The organism is Flavobacterium sp. 9R (assembly GCF_902506345.1).
In the GTDB taxonomy this organism is placed as follows: Bacteria; Bacteroidota; Bacteroidia; order Flavobacteriales; family Flavobacteriaceae; genus Flavobacterium.
Window position 1 is genome coordinate 1643772 of the sequence record NZ_LR733413.1, and the last position, 16669, is coordinate 1660440.

Genomic DNA, 16669 nt, shown 5'->3' on the forward strand with positions numbered 1-16669 from the left:
TTTGCTTCCTCAAATAATAAGTAACAAATAAAAATTTAAAAACATGAAAAATTTAATTTTAACCATTGGATTATTTACAACATTACTAACTAGCAATGTATCGTTTTCACAACAAAAAAGAACACCCGCTTCTTTTGGTAGAGCAGAATATGTAGAAGTAGAAAAAAATGTAAAACTACACGTTACTGATTTAGGCGAGGGTCAACCCTTAGTATTAATTCATGGCTGGCCACTAAGCGATGCTATGTACGAATATCAATATGCTTATTTCCTAGAAAAAGGATACAGAGTAATTGGTATTACTTTAAGAGGTTTTGGTTTATCAGACAAACCTGCTGGTAAATACAATTATGATGTTTTCGCAGACGATATCAAAGTAGTTTTAGATCAACTGAAAATAGAAAATGCAACAATTGGTGGCTTTTCTATGGGTGGTGCAACGGTGATTCACTATGTTGCAAAATATAAAGCAGCACACGTTTCTAAAATGGCATTGTTTGGTGCAGCAGCACCAATTTGGACCAAAAGAGCCGATTTCAACTATGGTTTCTGGACCAAAGAGGATGTAAATGGTTTGATTAGTTTAAACAATACGAACAGACCTCAATTATTAGCTAATTTCGGAACCATCTTCCCTGCAAACGAAACTAGTGTTTCAGCCGGACAAGGTGCTTGGTTAGGAACCATTCAGGCACAAGCTTCTCCTTATGCCATGGCCGAGGGATTAAAAACTTTACGTGATAGTGATTTACGTGAAGACTTGACAAAAATTACAATTCCAACGCTTATCTTACACGGTAAATTAGATAAAATATGCTCTTATGAGTTAGCAGAACAAATGAACAAGGGTCTTAAAAATTCAAAATTAGTACCTTTTGAAAAAAGCGGACACGCTCTATTTATTGAGGAATTAGACAAGTTCAATACTGAATTACTGAATTTTATAAAATAAAAATATAAACTGAAAAGGCTGATTTACAATCAGCCTTTTTTATTCCTAACGTTTATGAAATATCTTATCTCCATTTTTAGTATCCTCGTACTTGTTGCCTGTAACAGTACGAATAAATTGGTTGTCAAAAACACAACAAACTTGCCAAAACCGATTGGCCCCTATAGTTATGCAAAACGCTATGAAGATTTGATTTTGGTTTCAGGACAAATTGGAATAGATCCGGTCACAAATACTTTAAAAGAAGGAATAGAAGAACAAACCAATCAGATTTTCAAAAATTTAAAAGAGATTCTTAAAAGCAATGATTCAGACGTAAATCATATCCTCAAAACAACCATTTTCCTTACTGATATCAATCAATTTGAAACGGTCAACAAAATATACAGTACTTATTTCTCAGGTCAATTTCCTACCCGAAGCACTATTGTTGTTGTTGCATTACCAAAGAATGCTGTTATTGAAATAGAGTGCATAGCGGTTAAAAAATAAGGACTTCCAAGGCAAAATACTCCTCAGAAAGTTGCGCTTAGCTAATCTTTCCACTTTTTCATAATCAGCGTTCGCAATCGCTCTTCATGTTCATCACCCCAATTTCCTATGGTGGAAATTACTGGAAGTAATGTCTTTCCAAATTCAGTTAAGGAATATTCAACTTTTGGGGGAACCACTGGATAAATAATTTTTGAAACCAGTTCATGCTCCTCCAATTCTTTCAACTGAATATTTAACACTCTTCTGGAAGCATCAGGAATTTTACGCTGTAATTCACTTGGTCGTTGGTACCCTTCATTTATAAACCACAGCAAACGCATTTTCCATTTACCATACAGTACTTCTCCTATTAGATCTAAACCACAGTTTAAATTTGGTATAGTTTTTCTTTCATACATACTACAAAACTACATCAATGTTCTAAATGCTACAATAGGGGAAAAATTTATCCCTATGCGAATCGTATTTCCGTAATTGACTGATATTCATATATAACTCAATTTTGTACAAAAAAAATGAACAATGGAAAATACATTTAATTTCAACAACGAACTATCAGGGAAAATCGCCTTAGTAACAGGTGGAACAAAAGGAACTGGAAAAGCCATAGCAGAAAGACTCGAAGCTGCAGGCGCAACAGTAATCATCACGGCAAGAAATCCGCCAGAGCAACCTAATGCAAAGCAACATTTTATTGCTGCCGATTTAACAAAAGCATCAGGAACCGAAAAAGTAGTGAATGAGGTTTTAGAACAATTTGGCAAACTGGATATTTTAGTAAATAATTTAGGAGGTTCGGAAACCAAAAGTGGTGGATATTCTGTTTTAAATGATAAAGATTGGTTACATTCACTTGAGAATAATTTGCTCGCACCTGTTCGGCTAGATCGTGGTTTTCTACCACAAATGGTTGAACAAAAAAGTGGCGTTATTGTTCACATAGCTTCTATTCAGGGGAAATTGCCTTTATATGATTCAACTTTACCTTATGCGGCAGCAAAAGCAGGTTTAATTAATTACAGCAAAGGCTTATCCAACGAGGTTGCCCCCAAAGGTGTTCGAGTGTTGACCGTTTCTCCTGGTTGGATTAACACTTCAGCTTCAAAGGCTATGATGGAACGCATTGCAGAAAGTTCCAATACAACTATTGAAGAAGCTACAAAAAGTGTTATGGATGCTTTAGGGGGCATTCCAATAGGTCGCCCCGCACAACCGGAAGAAGTAGCAGAACTTATTGGCTTTTTAGTTTCGCCTAGAGCCAACTATTTGACAGGAACCGAGTTTATAATTGATGGCGGAACACTACCGACCATATAAAAATCAAAAAAAAACGATATGAAAAATTTACCTAACGTAATTGTGGACCTTATAAAAGCACAAGATAATTTTAACAGTACTGCATATGCCAACTGCTTTACAGCAACTGCTATGGTATTTGACGAAGGAAAAATACATAAAGGACAAAAAGAGATAAAACAATGGATTGAAAAAGCCAATAAGGATTATCAAGTGGTGATGAAACCTCTTGTCTATTTGGGTACAGATCAAACCTTACAAGCTGAAATTTCAGGTTCTTTTCCTGGAAGTCCATTAGTGTTAACTTATCAATTTGAAATCATTGACCATAAGATTCAATCACTCAAAATTGTGTAATAAATAATATACAATGAAAATTAGATAGCAGTTAAAAGACACCTCAACTCTCGTGTGGCGGACTGTTTACACTAGGAGTTGTGTTTTCATTTAAGAGGTATATTTTTTACAATTTATAAAAATAATCACAAACAAGGATGAGATAAGTACCGAAAAATATCGGATAATGCTCCTATTTGGATGGCGTTTGAATTGAAGTAATAAGGGAAAAATTTCAAAAATTAAAATTCCAAACTTAACCGAGAAGTCTCAGGATTAAAAGTCAGGAGACTTTTTAAACTTTTGCGGGTTACCATACATTTTAAAATTGCGCGAAGTCAGGAGACATTCGCGCAGCACACAAAACACATTTATCTCTAAATTAGAACACTTTGCAGAGCTGGGCTGGGACTTTTGACACTTTTTCGGATCACCATACATTTTAAAATTGCGCGAAGTCAGGAGACATTCGCGCAGCACACAAAACACATTTATCTCTAAATTAGGACACTTTGCAGAGCTGGGGCTATCATCAAACAAAAATAGCTGTAAAAGAAACTACCCAAAAAAACTTGAGTAAAAAAAAATGGGGTTTAAAAACCCCATTTTTTAAATTCCTTTAAAAGCAATTATTTCTTAGATTCTTCGATAGAAACTTTTCTGAATTCTTTTAATAGTTTTTCTATTTCTAAGCTTGATTTGCGAGCTCTAGCTCCAGCTGCTTTTACTCCTTTTTCAACAAGTGCTTCTGATTCTGTTTTAAAGTTTTCCATTTCAGCGTTAATTCTTGCTACTAAATCTTTCATAATACAATTATTGTTTTAAATTTTAGGCTGCAAAAATATAAGAATCCTTTTATAAATCAAATGAATTTATCTAAAGTACTGCATCATTCGATAAAGCAATGGAATAGCCCAAACTAAAAAGTGAAATCAAAAAAAAGTACTACTCCATAAGGTATTTATTAATAATATATTGAGTTATGGGTTTTAAAGTCTTACCAGTAGTGGGATGCAAACCTGGCTGATTGAAAAGTTCAATCTTATCGTCAATTTTAGCATACCAAACACTAGGTTGGCCATTTTCAAAATAGGTTTTTATGGTCTTTGGATCCAATTTTTTTAGACCTAATCTGTCTTTGTTTATTGGTATTCGTGGGTCTAAAAAACCACTACTTTCTGTGGAGCAATCCACTACTTCATAATGATTAGTATTCCACTGCATGCATTCTTTTTTTGGGAGTAATGTGACCACCCCTATTCCTACACTGCACAACAGAGCAACTTTAGTCAATACCTTTTTATGACGGTTGAGTATTGATTTATTTTGATAACCTTTTATCTTATTACCCTCTTCAGAAACTAAAGAAAGTACTGCCTCTTCTTTTTTGCCTTTCATGTCTTGTAAAGGCTCCTCCTCTATTTTTAACTCTTTCTTTTTATTTGCGAAAAAATTACTAAAAGGTCTTGGATTAAAATCTACGAGAATGGCTGCCATATCAATTCTCGTAATATCATCTGAATTTTGTTCACCCAACAAAAAAGATCGTATAGGTCTAAATCTACTTATTTCACATTTCTCAATAGCCTTTCTCAAACCCTCTTTTTCTTTTACATAGAAAAAATTTTTCATTGTTATCTCATCATTATTGGAAAGGGACTGGTCAAAAAGAATCAGACACAAATTACGAAGTTGTGCAGGACTTGGATTCATAAGAATCCCAGTGATATCTTCCATTTTCTTCTTTTCATATTGAGCTCTAATAGTTCTCTTGTAAACATCGAAAATAATTTTACTCATCTCATTACTGGAATTAATTAACATTTAATGGAAACTATTGGAATTACTGGAATTACTGGAATTCCATTGAAATCATTCAACACAAACGCCATTCCTTTGCTACAGAATTAGTTCTTGTTCTATTTCGCGATACGAACAAATGTACAAAACTAGTTCAAAAAAAAGTGTGGCTAAACAGCGGGTTCGATTTATCCGGGAAGTATAAATTCTGGATCAACTGTTTTAGCACACTTCACTTCCCAGTAGTATCAATCCAAAGGGTTTTTAAGGAAACACTCCTTATCCAACAAGCTTCGATTTCATAATCGGACCGCCCTTCCTATGTCTAATTTTTAAATCAAATCTAATGAAAAGAATAGTAATCCTTTCGTGTTTTTTATTGTCCGCTATGGCGTTTGTTTCTTGTACTAATGATGAAATAGAACCAAGTTCGCCTTCTGCCACCACTACTGTCCTTGCTGATGATGGCGATACAGGTGGGAATTCAACGGGTCAAACCCCAACAACTCCTCCAAAAAAATAAAAGATGATCCTCCATTAAATGGAATTAATTTGATATTTTCGGGAAATGATACTTCAAAGAGTACATTTCCCGTTTTTTATATCCCTACTGTTGTTGGGCACTTTTCTCTTTTCATGTACTAGAAATGAGCCTTCCACAAACAAAGCAACTCCTGAAACAGCTTATCATAAATACATTAGCCCCGCAGAAGATTTTTATGCAAAAGGCGTTTACGACAGCGCTTACTATTACTACAATGAAATTCGAACGCAAAGTAATACCCAAACCGAAGGGGATAAAATTGTTTATGCCTTGCTCAAAATGGCAGCCATTCAACAAACGCAAGGCGATTATGTGGGTAGTGAGTCTACCGCTACCGAAGCCCTACCCTTTTTTCAAAAAAACACCGAAGCCCAATACAAAGTGGCCATTTATAATACCCTCGGCATTAATTACCAACATCTTTTTGATTACGCGAATGCCATTCGGTACTATCAAAAAGCAAGTGCCTTAGCCGATACACCCCTACAAAAAGCAGTCATTCAAAACAACATCGCTGTGGTGTATATGGATCAAAAGCACTACAAGCAAGCCATTCAACTATTGACGGCGCTCTCTCAATCTCCTATCGTACAGAATAATTTGGAGCATCAAGCCAGAGTTTTGGACAATTTGGGCTTTTGTTATTTTAAAATCCAAGATTCCAGAAGTGGTGCTTATTTAAAGAAAGCGTTAGCCATTCACCAACAATTGCAATTTGATTATGGCTTGATTACCAGTTACAGTAATTTGGCAAAATACTATCAAAAGAGTCAACCCCAATTGGCCTTTAGCTATGCTCAACAATCCTATACCAAAGCTACTGCCATCCAGAGTACTGAAGATCGTTTGTTGGCCCTAGCCCTCTTGATGGAAGTAAGTACGCCTTCACAACTTCCTAACTACACTAAACGCTACCTGCAACTCAACGATAGTGTTAGCAAAGTCAAGCAAATCGCGAAGAATCAGTTTGCCAAAATCAAATACGATGCGACTCAAGAGCGCAATGAGAATTTACAATTAAAAGCGGCAAAAGCAGAAAATGACTTGGCCTTAGCCCAACAACGATTCAACAATTATTTACTGTTTTTTTTACTGTTGCTAGGGCTAATCTCGGTGTTCCTATTGTATTTCTATCTGAAAAATAAAAGCAAAAAAGAAAAGCAAGCCGCTATATATGAAAGCGAAACTCGCATTGCCAAAAAACTACACGACGAACTGGCCAATGATGTCTATCAAACCATTGCTTTTGCCGAAACTCAAGACTTGCACAACCCTGTGCAGAAAGAAACGCTATTGGACAATTTGGATAAAATTTACACTCGAACACGCAATATATCCCGAGAAAACAGTGCCATAGTCACGGGAGATTCCTACGAAATAGCACTAAAAGAAATGCTTTCTGGCTTTTCGTCTTCTCGAGTACAAGTCATTGTAAAAGATGTAAACAGTATTCCCTGGGATAAAATAGCTAAAGAGAAGAAAATTGCGTTGTATCGTATCTTACAAGAGCTGATGGTGAATATGAAGAAACACAGTCAAGGATCCTTTGCTGTCTTACAATTTGAAAGGAATGGTAAAGAGTGTCTCATTCATTATTCAGACAATGGCATCGGTATGCCCCATCCCATTCCCTCAAAAAATGGACTGCATAATGTGGAAAACCGTATTCAAGCTATTGGAGGAAGTATTATTTTTGACACTTCAAGCTCTAAAGGGCTTAAAATCAAACTAACGTTTCCTAAATAAACCAATTATGTTTCAAAAAGTGTTGATAGTAGATGATATTGATTTCAATGATGTAGCAGCAGTGAGTGTTCTAGAAGCTTTGGCTGTGCCTCAAATAGACTTTGCCAAATACTGTGATGATGCCTTGCTCAAACTCAAAAGAGGCTATCTGGACCACTCGCCTTATGATTTATTGATTACCGATTTGTCTTTCAAAGCCGACCATCGTGAGAACCAACTCACCTCGGGTGAAGCCTTAATCGAAGCCGTAAAGGGACTGTTTCCCGAAATCAAAATCATTGCTTTTTCTATTGAAGACAAATCCTATCGCATCAAATCGTTGTTTGACCAATTGGGCATCAATGGTTTTGTTATGAAAGGACGTAACACGATGCTAGAGCTACGCAAAGCCGTAGAAGCCGTGGCAAGTCAAGACGCGCCCTACTTACCAGCAGATTTGCAGTATATTTTTCAGGATAAATTGGTCAACGAAATTGATGATTATGACATCCAACTGCTGGAGTATCTCTCGAAAGGCGTTTCTCAGGAAGCGATGGAATCCGTTTTTAAACAAGCGGGCATTACCCCAAACAGCAAAAGCACCATCGAAAAACGCATCAGCAAACTCAAAATCTACTTCAAGGCGCTTAATACAACCCATTTGGTATCGATTACCAAAGATTTAGGTCTGATTTAAAAAGAAAGATCCTCTTCCTTCAATAATTACGGTAGTTAAAAAACATCCCTTTACGGTTTCCCGTAAGGAAGTGGTTGCCTAGCTCATTACTTTTGATTTCGTTCAAAAATAATCCCTATGTCGCCTTCTTACCGTATTACAACGTTAGTTTGTAGCTTGCTGTTTTCCTTTTCTATGGTTAGTGCTAAAGGAAAAATTGCTCAAGCTTACGCAATCCAAATGGATGTAGATAGTATACCCACTCCCCTATCAAAAATACAGTATGGTTTCCGCTCCTATACCCAATTGCCAGTAAGCAAAGCGTTCCAAACCACCAACACCTTTCTACTTAAAAGCAATAGTTCTCACAGAAGAGGAAAAGGAAAAGCAGCTTTACCTGTACTGTAAATCATTTTTTATTAGTAAATGAGGAAAACCGTAAGGAATTGAATTTTGATAGCGGTAGGTTTGATAAATCGAAATTAAATAGACTGTAAACAATATGATATATCATAACAAGTATGACAGTTAAATTACATTTTATACATTATGAAAAATATAACCTATCACCAAATTATCCTTTTTGGCTGATATACTTAGGTAAATATCAACTAATAAATACTTAGCGTTAAATATATAGATGACTCAAGAATCTAACACATAATAAAAATAAAAAAAATGGCTAATTGTTCTCTTTGTTCAAAAGAATTAAATTTTATGAATACACCAGGATTTTCAGCTGGTAAGTTAAGTGATGGTGGTACAGTTTGTATACCGTGCTTCAAAAAAATAATTAAAATTAATCCAATAACAGCTAATAGATTAAAAAAACATACTTTGAGTGAAATTAATGATTTACTTCAAGAAAAAAATTCAAGCCTTGAAGAAATTAAGAAGCAAATAAAAGCGATAAATTTACACAACAGCTCAGTTTATTTAGGAAGAAGAGAAATAAATGAATTACCAAACATTTTAGCATCGACAGAAAAAATTGATAATATCGCTCAAGGTACATATAACAATGGACAAGGTATTTTAGTTTCCACGAATAGACGATTAATTTTTGTTGACAAAGGGATAATTTTTGGTTTAAAAGTTGAAGATTTCCCATTAGATAAAATATCATCTATTCAATATGAAACAGGTTTGCTTTTGGGAAGTATTAAAATATTCACTACCGGAAATGTTGCAAAAATTGATAACGTAGAAAAATCATCCGCCAAAAGTTTTTCAGAATTTGTAAGAGACAAACTCTCTCAACCAAAAGAGGTAATAACCAGTACAATTATTTCAGAACCTAGCATATTAGACCAACTTGAAAAACTTGCAAAACTTAAAGAAAGTGGAATCTTAACAGAAGATGAGTTTTTTGAACAAAAGAAAAAACTACTTGAAAAACTCTAAAAGTATTTAATAATGAAAGCAATTGTAAAAAAATAAATTATCAAAAAGGAGAAGTTACTGTTGCAACTGAAGATAATAATATCGCAGTGTTTGAAATGCTATCTGATTACAATTTTGAAATTGAAGATGTTCTTTATTGGAAAGAATACAACCCTTCAGGTCATTGCTAAATCAAAAACATTGCACGAAATGAAACAATTGAAGTATTTTTTCAAAAACACTATTAAAATGGCATTATCAGAAAAACTCACAAAAATATTACGCTCAAATACTAATTTATCAGAATTAGACTTAAACAATTTAACTGAAAGACAAGGCTGGGACATAGTTTACTCATTAAAGCCTAAAGCAGAGCCAAAAATAGAAATTTGTTTTACTGGATTTTCACCAAAAGATAAAAGTGAACTTACAAAAATTGCAGAACATAATAATTTTCGTATTGCGAAAAGCATAACAATTAATTTAAATTTTTTGTGTTTTGGTGAAAATGCTGGACCATCCAAAATGAAAAAAGCACAAGAACAAAATGTTATTTTATTAAATGCAGAAGAGTTTCGCAATTTAATAGAAACTGGAGAAATACCAAGATAATGCTTAACGCAACAACTACTCTAAGGGATTTGGGCATTTGAATTAAAGAAAAGTTGATTAAATAATTATAATAATTTGGCTAAGCAGAAGAATAGACTTAATTTAATATTAAGCTGATTGTTGCGCGGTGACATTGGACATCATTATACCGCAGAACTTGAATAAACCAAAATCAAAAAAGTATCGAAATAAAAAAACACAAGTTACTATGAATCAAATTATACACAACAACCTAAAAACAATCTTTCTTTTTTTCTCATACTTTTATCTCCTTACTACCAGCGCTCAAACCGTAACCACTTTTGCTGGAAGTACCGAAGGTCTTACTGACGGTACCGGAACCTCAGCAAAATTTTATGTGCCTAATGGAGTGGCTGTAGATGCTGCTGGAAATGTCTTCGTAGCAGACACAAGGAATAGCCGTATCCGCAAAATAACGGCTAACGGAGTAGTAACCACGTGGACAGAAGCGGCACCACGTTTTTTTTATCCTTATGCTGTGGCTGTAGATGCAGCTGGGAATGTTTATGCAACGGATTTATATTATAAACACATAAGTAAAATAACACCTAACGGAGTGATAACCGTCTTACTGTCCAACAGCACTTCAGGACAAACAATACATCTTGATATTCCCTATGGTGTGGCTGTAGATGCAGCTGGGAATGTTTATGTAGCGGACAGAAACAACAATCGTATCCTGAAAATAACGACTACTAGAGAGGTTACCATCCTGGCAGGAGGCTCTTTTGGCACTTCTGATGGTACCGGAACTGCAGCAAAGTTCAATAATCCTAATGGTTTGGCTGTGGATGCTTCTGGAAATATTTTTGTAGCGGATACAAGTAACGGTCGCATCAGGAAAATAACGGCTGACGGAGTGGTAACAACCTTGTCTGGAGGCGACACAGGAACTGCAGCACAATTTAGCTCTCCTAATGGGGTGGCTGTCGATACTGCTGGGAATGTTTATGTAGCAGATTCAGGGAATAATCGCATCCAAAAAATATCGGCTGACGGAGTAGTGACCACCTTGGCAGGAGGCACTCAAGGTTTTGCTGACGGTACTGGAACTGAAGCACGCTTTTCTAACCCAAGTGGTGTAACTATTGCTTCTGATGGAACTATTTTTGTAGCAGATACAGGTAATAATCGCATCCGAAAAATCACTAATGCTTTATCTATACCAAATTTTCAATTGGAAAATCAAGTTTTGTTATATCCAAACCCTGCTTCAAATTTAATCAATATTGAGTTAGACGATATTACAGCTTCCAAAGTTATTATTTTAGATATGAACGGCAGAAAACACAAATCTGTAAATATTCTTGATAAAAAAACGGTAATAAACATAAGTAATCTTGTCAATGGTATATATCTTATGCAAATTACAACAGACAAAGGAATCGTTTCTAAAAAGATAGTGAAACAATGATTTACATAACAAAATTTAACAGAAAACTGTATGAGTATTAATCTAGAAAATTTTAAACCAAAATCTGAAAATCACCTATTGAATAAAATGTGGGATAATGAATATGGCTCAGAATTTCAAAAGGTGATAAAAGACTTTTCAGTATTTCTAAACACTAATAAAAAATTAAAAAACCTTCAAGATAAATTATTCTTAAATCAGAATAATATTTCAACTGACCAATTGAATCAGTATATTCAATCTGCAGTTGAGTTGACTGTGGTTAGATATTTTGCTAATAATTATCCTGAAAATTTCAAATATGAACCAAATTTAATTGCAGGAAATAATACTGATGTTGAGTGTCAGTTTAAAATAAATAACTTGACATTTAATATAGAGGTAAAAGCAAGTAAATATATTAATGATGATTTGAAAAGTAATGACGAATTCTACCTTCGAGCAATAGGTATGGGTAATTTAGATAATTATAATAAAGGATATAATTTACTTAAACCATTTTTACCAAATCTTAAGTGCGAAAAAAGATATGACAATAGTTTAAAATCTCATTTAACATCAACTCAATCGAAATTACCAAGAGAAAATAATAATGATTTTTGCAATGTGTTAATTATTGGCTGTAATAATTCAGATGACATTCAAAATCAATATCATTATTTATTTTCACGAGATAGAGGTTTTTTCTCTGAAAATCCATTAATTCAGCATAGTGAATTTGATTTAGTAGATATTATTTTTTTAAGTAATTTGTTTTATAAACATAATTCAGAAATAGACGAAACTAAATTAAACAAGGAGTCTTGGCTGTTTGAAAAATCATTTATAGTAGGCTTTAGAAATCCATATAGAAAAAGCCAGAAATTAGAACATTTGGAATTAATCGAGTCAATTATTCCAAATTACACAAAAAGTTTTATGGAGTATAAAGGTGGACCAGATTTTTTCAGATTAAAACATTTTATACATACTGAATTAGGTATGAATAGAAAAATATATCATTTCTAAAAAAGTAACGAACGCATTACACAAGTTAAAAAACGAATTGTGTATTAAGTTTATTTTGTTTTTAAAGTAGATCAAATTTTAAAATCCTTCCACTCAAACACCTTCTAAATGGTGTTTTTTTTTATTCTCTTTACGGTTTCCCGTAAGGAACTAAAAGACAAGGCTTCTACTTTTGAAATAAAAAGATATGAACCGACCATTCCTTCTTTTGTTGCTTTTCCTTGGGTGTATGCTGTCCTGCCAAAAAGAACCCAGCCAGCCTAAAGTCCAATCGTTGTATGAAGAGAAAATCACTCCAGAGGATGTCAAAACGCTTACGCCACAGGAAGCAAAAACATACCATCGGGACACGGTATATGACTACGAATACCGCACAGGTACCTCTGGAAATTATGAGTACCAATACCAAGTATATGGGCTGAATGAGGCCAAAGACTCCATCAACGGCTTGATCAACATCAAAGGAAAATATGGCGCTGGAATTCTCATCGACAACAACCAAGATACGCTTACCGTAGAAGTAGAATGGATCGATTATGGCGTGCTCAAAGGGAAAGACCAACGAGGCCGCTATTATGAGTTGAGAGTCCATTAGTGATTAGTAAAGAATTTAGGTCTTGCTCTCTGGCTGGGAAGTCTGATGTTTCTTTTACAATCTTTATCTTTGGGACCCAAATTTCCCCATTCATGAACAAGACCTACAGCCTGTTTCTTATACTTTTATGTACTTCCTTTTATGCTCAAACGCGGCTTTTGTCTTGGAATATCGAAAACTTAGGCCGTTCTAAATCGAATCTTGAACTGGAGTTTATTGCCAATACAATAAAGGACTATGATATCGTAGCCCTACAAGAAGTGGTGGCTGGTGATGGAGGTGCACAAACCATAGCCCAGCTCGCCGCCGAACTCAACCGCAAAGGGAGTAAATGGGACTATGCCATTAGCGATCCCACTAGCAGCAGTGCTTACAAAACGGAGCGCTATGCCTATTTATGGAAAACGAGTCGGGCACGCCTGAAAGGAAGACCGTGGTTGGAGTCGAAATTCCAACTCGAAATAGACCGCGAACCGTATTTGGCCACTTTTGAAATTAACCAAAAAGAAGTTACGCTCGTGAACTTTCACGCCATTACCAAAAGCAAACAACCCGAAAGAGAAATCAAATATTTTAAGTATTTACCTGCTCAATACCCACAATTGAATCTCTTGTTTTTGGGTGATTTCAACTGTCCGCAATCCCATTCTGTTTTTACTCCTTTGAAAAAAATGGGCTATGACTCCGCTTTGAAAGGACAGAAAACTTCCTTGAAAAAAGCTTGTCAGCACAATGCTTGTTTGGCCTCTGAATTCGATAACTTCTTTTATCTCTCTAACAAAACCAAGGTCTATGAATCAGGGATTCTTCCTTTCTACACTGCTTTTCCCAGCTTGAAAGATGCCCGAAAAATTTCGGATCACGTTCCTATTTGGATGACATTTGAATTGAAATAAAGGGGAAGGAAATTCCAAAAAATAAAATTTCAAATTCCAAACATTCGGATGAAATTCCAAAACTAAAATTCTAAATCTGATGTGTTAGGATTAAAAAGTCAGGAGACTTTTGACACTTTTACGGAATATTAGACGATTTAAAAGGGCGCAAAGTGAGGACACTTTGCGCAGCATAAACAACACATTTATCTATCAATTAGGACACTTTGAGGAACTGGGTAAAAGTCAGGAGAACTTAATTTTTATGGAATGCATCTCAAATCCTCTCACCCACCAATCTTAATCATGCTTCTATTCTGAGAGAATAAATCGGGATTGTGAAACTTAGCATCATTGTCCATACCGCCGCGCATCGCGTGTTTGGATTGGATGTTTTCATAAATAAGCGATTCGATGGAATTTCCCGCTCTCAAGGTGGGCAACAAGGCTGTTTCTGAATTGGAAAACAAACAATTTTTTAGTTTTCCGTCGGCGGTAAGACGAATGCGATTGCAGGTGCTGCAAAATGGATTCGTAACCGAACTGATGATCGAAAAACTACCTTTAAACCCATCTATTTTATAATTCTTAGAGGTATCGTTAGGCTGGTCTTGCATTCGGAGCAATTGGGTTTCCGAATAGACCGAATGGACTTGTTCAATAATTTCGGCATAAGAAACGAGTTTTTCTTTATTCCACTGGTTGCCATCGAAAGGCATGAACTCAATAAAACGAATTTGAAGCTTTTGATTTTTGGTCAATGCAATAAAATCCAAAATTTCATTGTCATTAAAGCCTTTAATCACCACCACATTCAATTTGACTTGAAAATCATTTTGCTGCAACAATTCAATGTTGTTCCATAACTGATTGAAAGCATCCCTACGAGTAATGGTTTTGTATTTTTCCTTTTGCAAACTATCAATACTTACATTCAAGGCTTTTATTCCAGCTTTTTTAAACGTTGGAATAAAATCGTGTACCAAAAGTCCGTTAGTTGTCAAAGTAAGTTGCACACCCAATTTTCCCAATCGATCGATAATGGAATGGGCTTCTTTACGCACTAAAGGCTCACCGCCTGTGAGTCGGATTTTGGTCACGCCCAAATCCACAAAGGTTTGCGCAATGGTAACAATCTCCTCTTCGGTCATTAAGTGCGGTCTGGGCGTTAATGCAATTCCTTCGGCAGGCATGCAATACGTGCATCTCAAATTGCACTTTTCTGTAATCGAAATGCGCAAATAAGAATGCGTACGAAGATGCGTGTCCTGCAACAAAAGGGAATTATTGACCATGATTGAAGCCATTTAGAAGTTGGAACAAATGTAAGACCGATGGAAAAACAGCATCGATAGATTCGCTAGCTCCTGCCGTAGATCCTGGCAAAGCCATAATTAACGTATTGCCTTTGAAACCCACCACACTTCTAGATAACATAGCATAAGGCGTGCGCTGTTGTCCGTACGAACGAATCGCTTCTTCGATGCCAGGAATACGACGATCTAGCAACGGAATCACTGCTTCTGGTGTAACGTCTCGATTGGACAAACCTGTGCCACCCGTTAAAATAATCAACTCTTTTTGGGCTTCACAGAGTTGGTTGATTGTAGTTTGAATGGCTTTGATTTCATCTGGAATGATGACATAATGAGACACTTTTAAGCCAAGATTCGTGACTTTCTCAGTAATGACCTGCCCAGCACGATCTTCTTTTTTGCCAGCCGAAACACTATCCGAACACACAATTACCGCTACAGACAAATCCCGCCTCTCTTTGGTTCCAAAATCGGATTTACCGCCTTTTTTGTGCAAGAGTTTGATGGTTGAAATTTCGACTTGTTTGTCGATAGGTTTGAGCATGTCATACATGGTCAACGCTACAATTGAGGCACCATGCATGGCTTCAACCTCAACACCTGTTCGGTAAATGGCTTTTACGGTTACGTTAATTACTACAGCGTCTTCGAGTAATTCGTATTCAATTCCAGTGTATTCAATCGGAATAGGATGACAATCTGGAATGGCATTCGACGTATTTTTTACCGCGAACAAACCAGCAGTTCGAGCCACTTCCAAAACGTCGCCTTTGGGTACAGTTTTGTTTACAATCGCTTGCATCGTGGCAGGAGTCCCTACTTTTACTATCGCTTGAGCGGTTGCCGTACGTTGGGTGATTATTTTATGGGTGATGTCTACCATTGGATTTAGGATTTAGGAATTGGAATTTAGGAATTGGGAATTGGGATTTGGGAATTGGGATTTAGAGTTTTAGCATTTCAACCAAAAATTAAAACAAGCTATGTTGTTCCCCCTTTGGGGGCTAGAGGGCTATTCTCTTTCCACACATAAGTTTCGTCTCCAAAAATTTCTTTTCCGAAAACGGGGGCTTTTTCTTTGATTTTCTCCACCAAATACTCCAAAGCTTCAAAAACTACTTTGCGTCTCGGGGCCGAAACAAAGACAAAAAGGCAAATTTCGCCCGCATTCACTTTACCCAAACTATGGTAGATATGCATACAGGTCAACTCATATCTTTCAAAAGCTGATTCGCGTATGGTATGAAAGGAAGCTTCAGCCATTTCTTCATAAGCCGAATAGTCAATGGCGGTTACTTTCTTCCCGTTAATTTCGTCGGCACGTACTTGCCCAAGAAAAATATTATGGGCTCCAATACTGGTTTTGCTTTGGTGCTTGGCGATTGAATTCCCAATGAACTCGGCGGTGATTTGTCCTTGGATAAAGGAACTTTTGTGCCCCACCCCAGCCCTCTCCGAAAGGGAGGGAGCAGCTTTAGGAACTATATTTTCTTTTTTGCTCATATTTTTATTTTTTTGGTAACAATTGACACATAGTTTTGCCCATTATTATTTTAATTATGTTGGATTGGTAAAGGTCTTTACCACATAGAATCATAGAATTTGTAGTTGTTTTAATTAA

The 16669-nt window shown here is 35.8% G+C and carries 20 protein-coding genes; 14 read left to right on the top strand and 6 right to left on the bottom strand.

Annotation, left to right across the window (positions count from 1 at the left end; translation table 11 throughout):
* Positions 1 to 43 precede the first annotated feature (43 nt).
* Together FLAVO9AF_RS07215 and FLAVO9AF_RS07220 are read left to right on the top strand one after the other, a co-directional pair.
* Positions 44 to 952, top strand: a complete 909-nt coding sequence (locus FLAVO9AF_RS07215; protein WP_159686383.1) for an alpha/beta fold hydrolase — start codon at positions 44 to 46, stop codon at positions 950 to 952.
* A 54-nt stretch (positions 953 to 1006) separates the two neighbouring features.
* Positions 1007 to 1444 (top strand): Rid family detoxifying hydrolase, encoded by a 438-nt coding sequence (locus FLAVO9AF_RS07220; RefSeq protein ID WP_159686387.1) that lies wholly within the window; start codon positions 1007 to 1009, stop codon positions 1442 to 1444.
* 41 nt (positions 1445 to 1485) lie between these two features.
* On the opposite strand, the gene FLAVO9AF_RS07225 is transcribed toward FLAVO9AF_RS07220, so the two are convergent.
* Positions 1486 to 1845 carry a helix-turn-helix domain-containing protein gene (locus FLAVO9AF_RS07225; protein ID WP_159686390.1) on the bottom strand — a complete coding sequence of 120 codons (360 nt, stop codon included), beginning with the start codon at positions 1843 to 1845 and terminating at the stop codon, positions 1486 to 1488.
* Between the two features lie 124 nt (positions 1846 to 1969).
* Between FLAVO9AF_RS07225 and FLAVO9AF_RS07230 the strand changes: the two genes are divergently transcribed.
* Together FLAVO9AF_RS07230 and FLAVO9AF_RS07235 are read left to right on the top strand one after the other, a co-directional pair.
* Positions 1970 to 2764 (top strand): SDR family oxidoreductase, encoded by a 795-nt coding sequence (locus tag FLAVO9AF_RS07230; protein ID WP_159686395.1) that lies wholly within the window; start codon positions 1970 to 1972, stop codon positions 2762 to 2764.
* 18 nt (positions 2765 to 2782) lie between these two features.
* Positions 2783 to 3100 (top strand): nuclear transport factor 2 family protein, encoded by a 318-nt coding sequence (locus FLAVO9AF_RS07235; protein WP_159686398.1) that lies wholly within the window; start codon positions 2783 to 2785, stop codon positions 3098 to 3100.
* Between the two features lie 608 nt (positions 3101 to 3708).
* Here FLAVO9AF_RS07235 and FLAVO9AF_RS07240 read toward each other — a convergent pair.
* Positions 3709 to 3885, bottom strand: a complete 177-nt coding sequence (locus tag FLAVO9AF_RS07240; protein WP_159686403.1) for a histone H1 — start codon at positions 3883 to 3885, stop codon at positions 3709 to 3711.
* Positions 3886 to 4024: 139 nt separating this feature from the next.
* Positions 4025 to 4879, bottom strand: a complete 855-nt coding sequence (locus FLAVO9AF_RS07245) for a hypothetical protein (protein WP_236552293.1) — start codon at positions 4877 to 4879, stop codon at positions 4025 to 4027.
* 346 nt (positions 4880 to 5225) lie between these two features.
* Here FLAVO9AF_RS07245 and FLAVO9AF_RS07250 point away from each other — a divergent pair, with 346 nt between their 5' ends.
* The 10 genes from FLAVO9AF_RS07250 to FLAVO9AF_RS07295 all read left to right on the top strand — a co-directional run bounded on the left by FLAVO9AF_RS07250 (position 5226) and on the right by FLAVO9AF_RS07295 (position 13753).
* Entirely contained in the window at positions 5226 to 5402 is a 177-nt protein-coding gene (locus FLAVO9AF_RS07250; protein ID WP_159686409.1) for a hypothetical protein, read from the top strand.
* Positions 5403 to 5447: 45 nt separating this feature from the next.
* Complete coding sequence (locus FLAVO9AF_RS07255; protein WP_159686412.1) at positions 5448 to 7169, top strand: tetratricopeptide repeat protein; 1722 nt, start codon at positions 5448 to 5450, stop codon at positions 7167 to 7169.
* A 7-nt stretch (positions 7170 to 7176) separates the two neighbouring features.
* The gene (locus tag FLAVO9AF_RS07260; protein ID WP_159686416.1) at positions 7177 to 7845 is read left to right on the top strand and encodes a response regulator; all 669 of its coding nucleotides are present in this window, start codon (positions 7177 to 7179) and stop codon (positions 7843 to 7845) included.
* A gap of 117 nt (positions 7846 to 7962) precedes the next feature.
* Positions 7963 to 8232 carry a hypothetical protein gene (locus tag FLAVO9AF_RS07265; RefSeq protein WP_159686421.1) on the top strand — a complete coding sequence of 90 codons (270 nt, stop codon included), beginning with the start codon at positions 7963 to 7965 and terminating at the stop codon, positions 8230 to 8232.
* A gap of 309 nt (positions 8233 to 8541) precedes the next feature.
* Positions 8542 to 9228, top strand: coding sequence for a PH domain-containing protein (locus FLAVO9AF_RS07270; RefSeq protein WP_159690941.1), 687 nt, complete (start codon positions 8542 to 8544; stop codon positions 9226 to 9228).
* 228 nt (positions 9229 to 9456) lie between these two features.
* Positions 9457 to 9819 (top strand): BRCT domain-containing protein, encoded by a 363-nt coding sequence (locus FLAVO9AF_RS07275; RefSeq protein WP_159686424.1) that lies wholly within the window; start codon positions 9457 to 9459, stop codon positions 9817 to 9819.
* Between the two features lie 208 nt (positions 9820 to 10027).
* Positions 10028 to 11254 (top strand): SMP-30/gluconolactonase/LRE family protein, encoded by a 1227-nt coding sequence (locus FLAVO9AF_RS07280; RefSeq protein ID WP_159686428.1) that lies wholly within the window; start codon positions 10028 to 10030, stop codon positions 11252 to 11254.
* Positions 11255 to 11284: 30 nt separating this feature from the next.
* Entirely contained in the window at positions 11285 to 12262 is a 978-nt protein-coding gene (locus FLAVO9AF_RS07285; RefSeq protein ID WP_159686431.1) for a hypothetical protein, read from the top strand.
* 187 nt (positions 12263 to 12449) lie between these two features.
* A complete protein-coding gene (locus FLAVO9AF_RS07290) occupies positions 12450 to 12857 on the top strand; it encodes a hypothetical protein (RefSeq protein ID WP_236552294.1) in 408 nt (135 codons plus the stop codon).
* 92 nt (positions 12858 to 12949) lie between these two features.
* Positions 12950 to 13753 carry an endonuclease/exonuclease/phosphatase family protein gene (locus tag FLAVO9AF_RS07295; RefSeq protein WP_159686434.1) on the top strand — a complete coding sequence of 268 codons (804 nt, stop codon included), beginning with the start codon at positions 12950 to 12952 and terminating at the stop codon, positions 13751 to 13753.
* A gap of 266 nt (positions 13754 to 14019) precedes the next feature.
* Here FLAVO9AF_RS07295 and moaA read toward each other — a convergent pair whose 3' ends face one another.
* The 3 genes from moaA to FLAVO9AF_RS07310 all read right to left on the bottom strand — a co-directional run bounded on the left by moaA (position 14020) and on the right by FLAVO9AF_RS07310 (position 16551).
* Entirely contained in the window at positions 14020 to 15027 is a 1008-nt protein-coding gene (gene moaA, locus FLAVO9AF_RS07300) for a GTP 3',8-cyclase MoaA (protein ID WP_159686437.1), read from the bottom strand.
* Positions 15017 to 15931, bottom strand: coding sequence for a bifunctional molybdenum cofactor biosynthesis protein MoaC/MoaB (moaCB, locus tag FLAVO9AF_RS07305; protein ID WP_159686440.1), 915 nt, complete (start codon positions 15929 to 15931; stop codon positions 15017 to 15019). The genes moaA and moaCB overlap by 11 nt, the downstream gene beginning before the upstream one ends.
* A 98-nt stretch (positions 15932 to 16029) precedes the next feature.
* A complete protein-coding gene (locus tag FLAVO9AF_RS07310; RefSeq protein WP_159686443.1) occupies positions 16030 to 16551 on the bottom strand; it encodes a molybdenum cofactor biosynthesis protein MoaE in 522 nt (173 codons plus the stop codon).
* Positions 16552 to 16669: the final 118 nt, after the last annotated feature.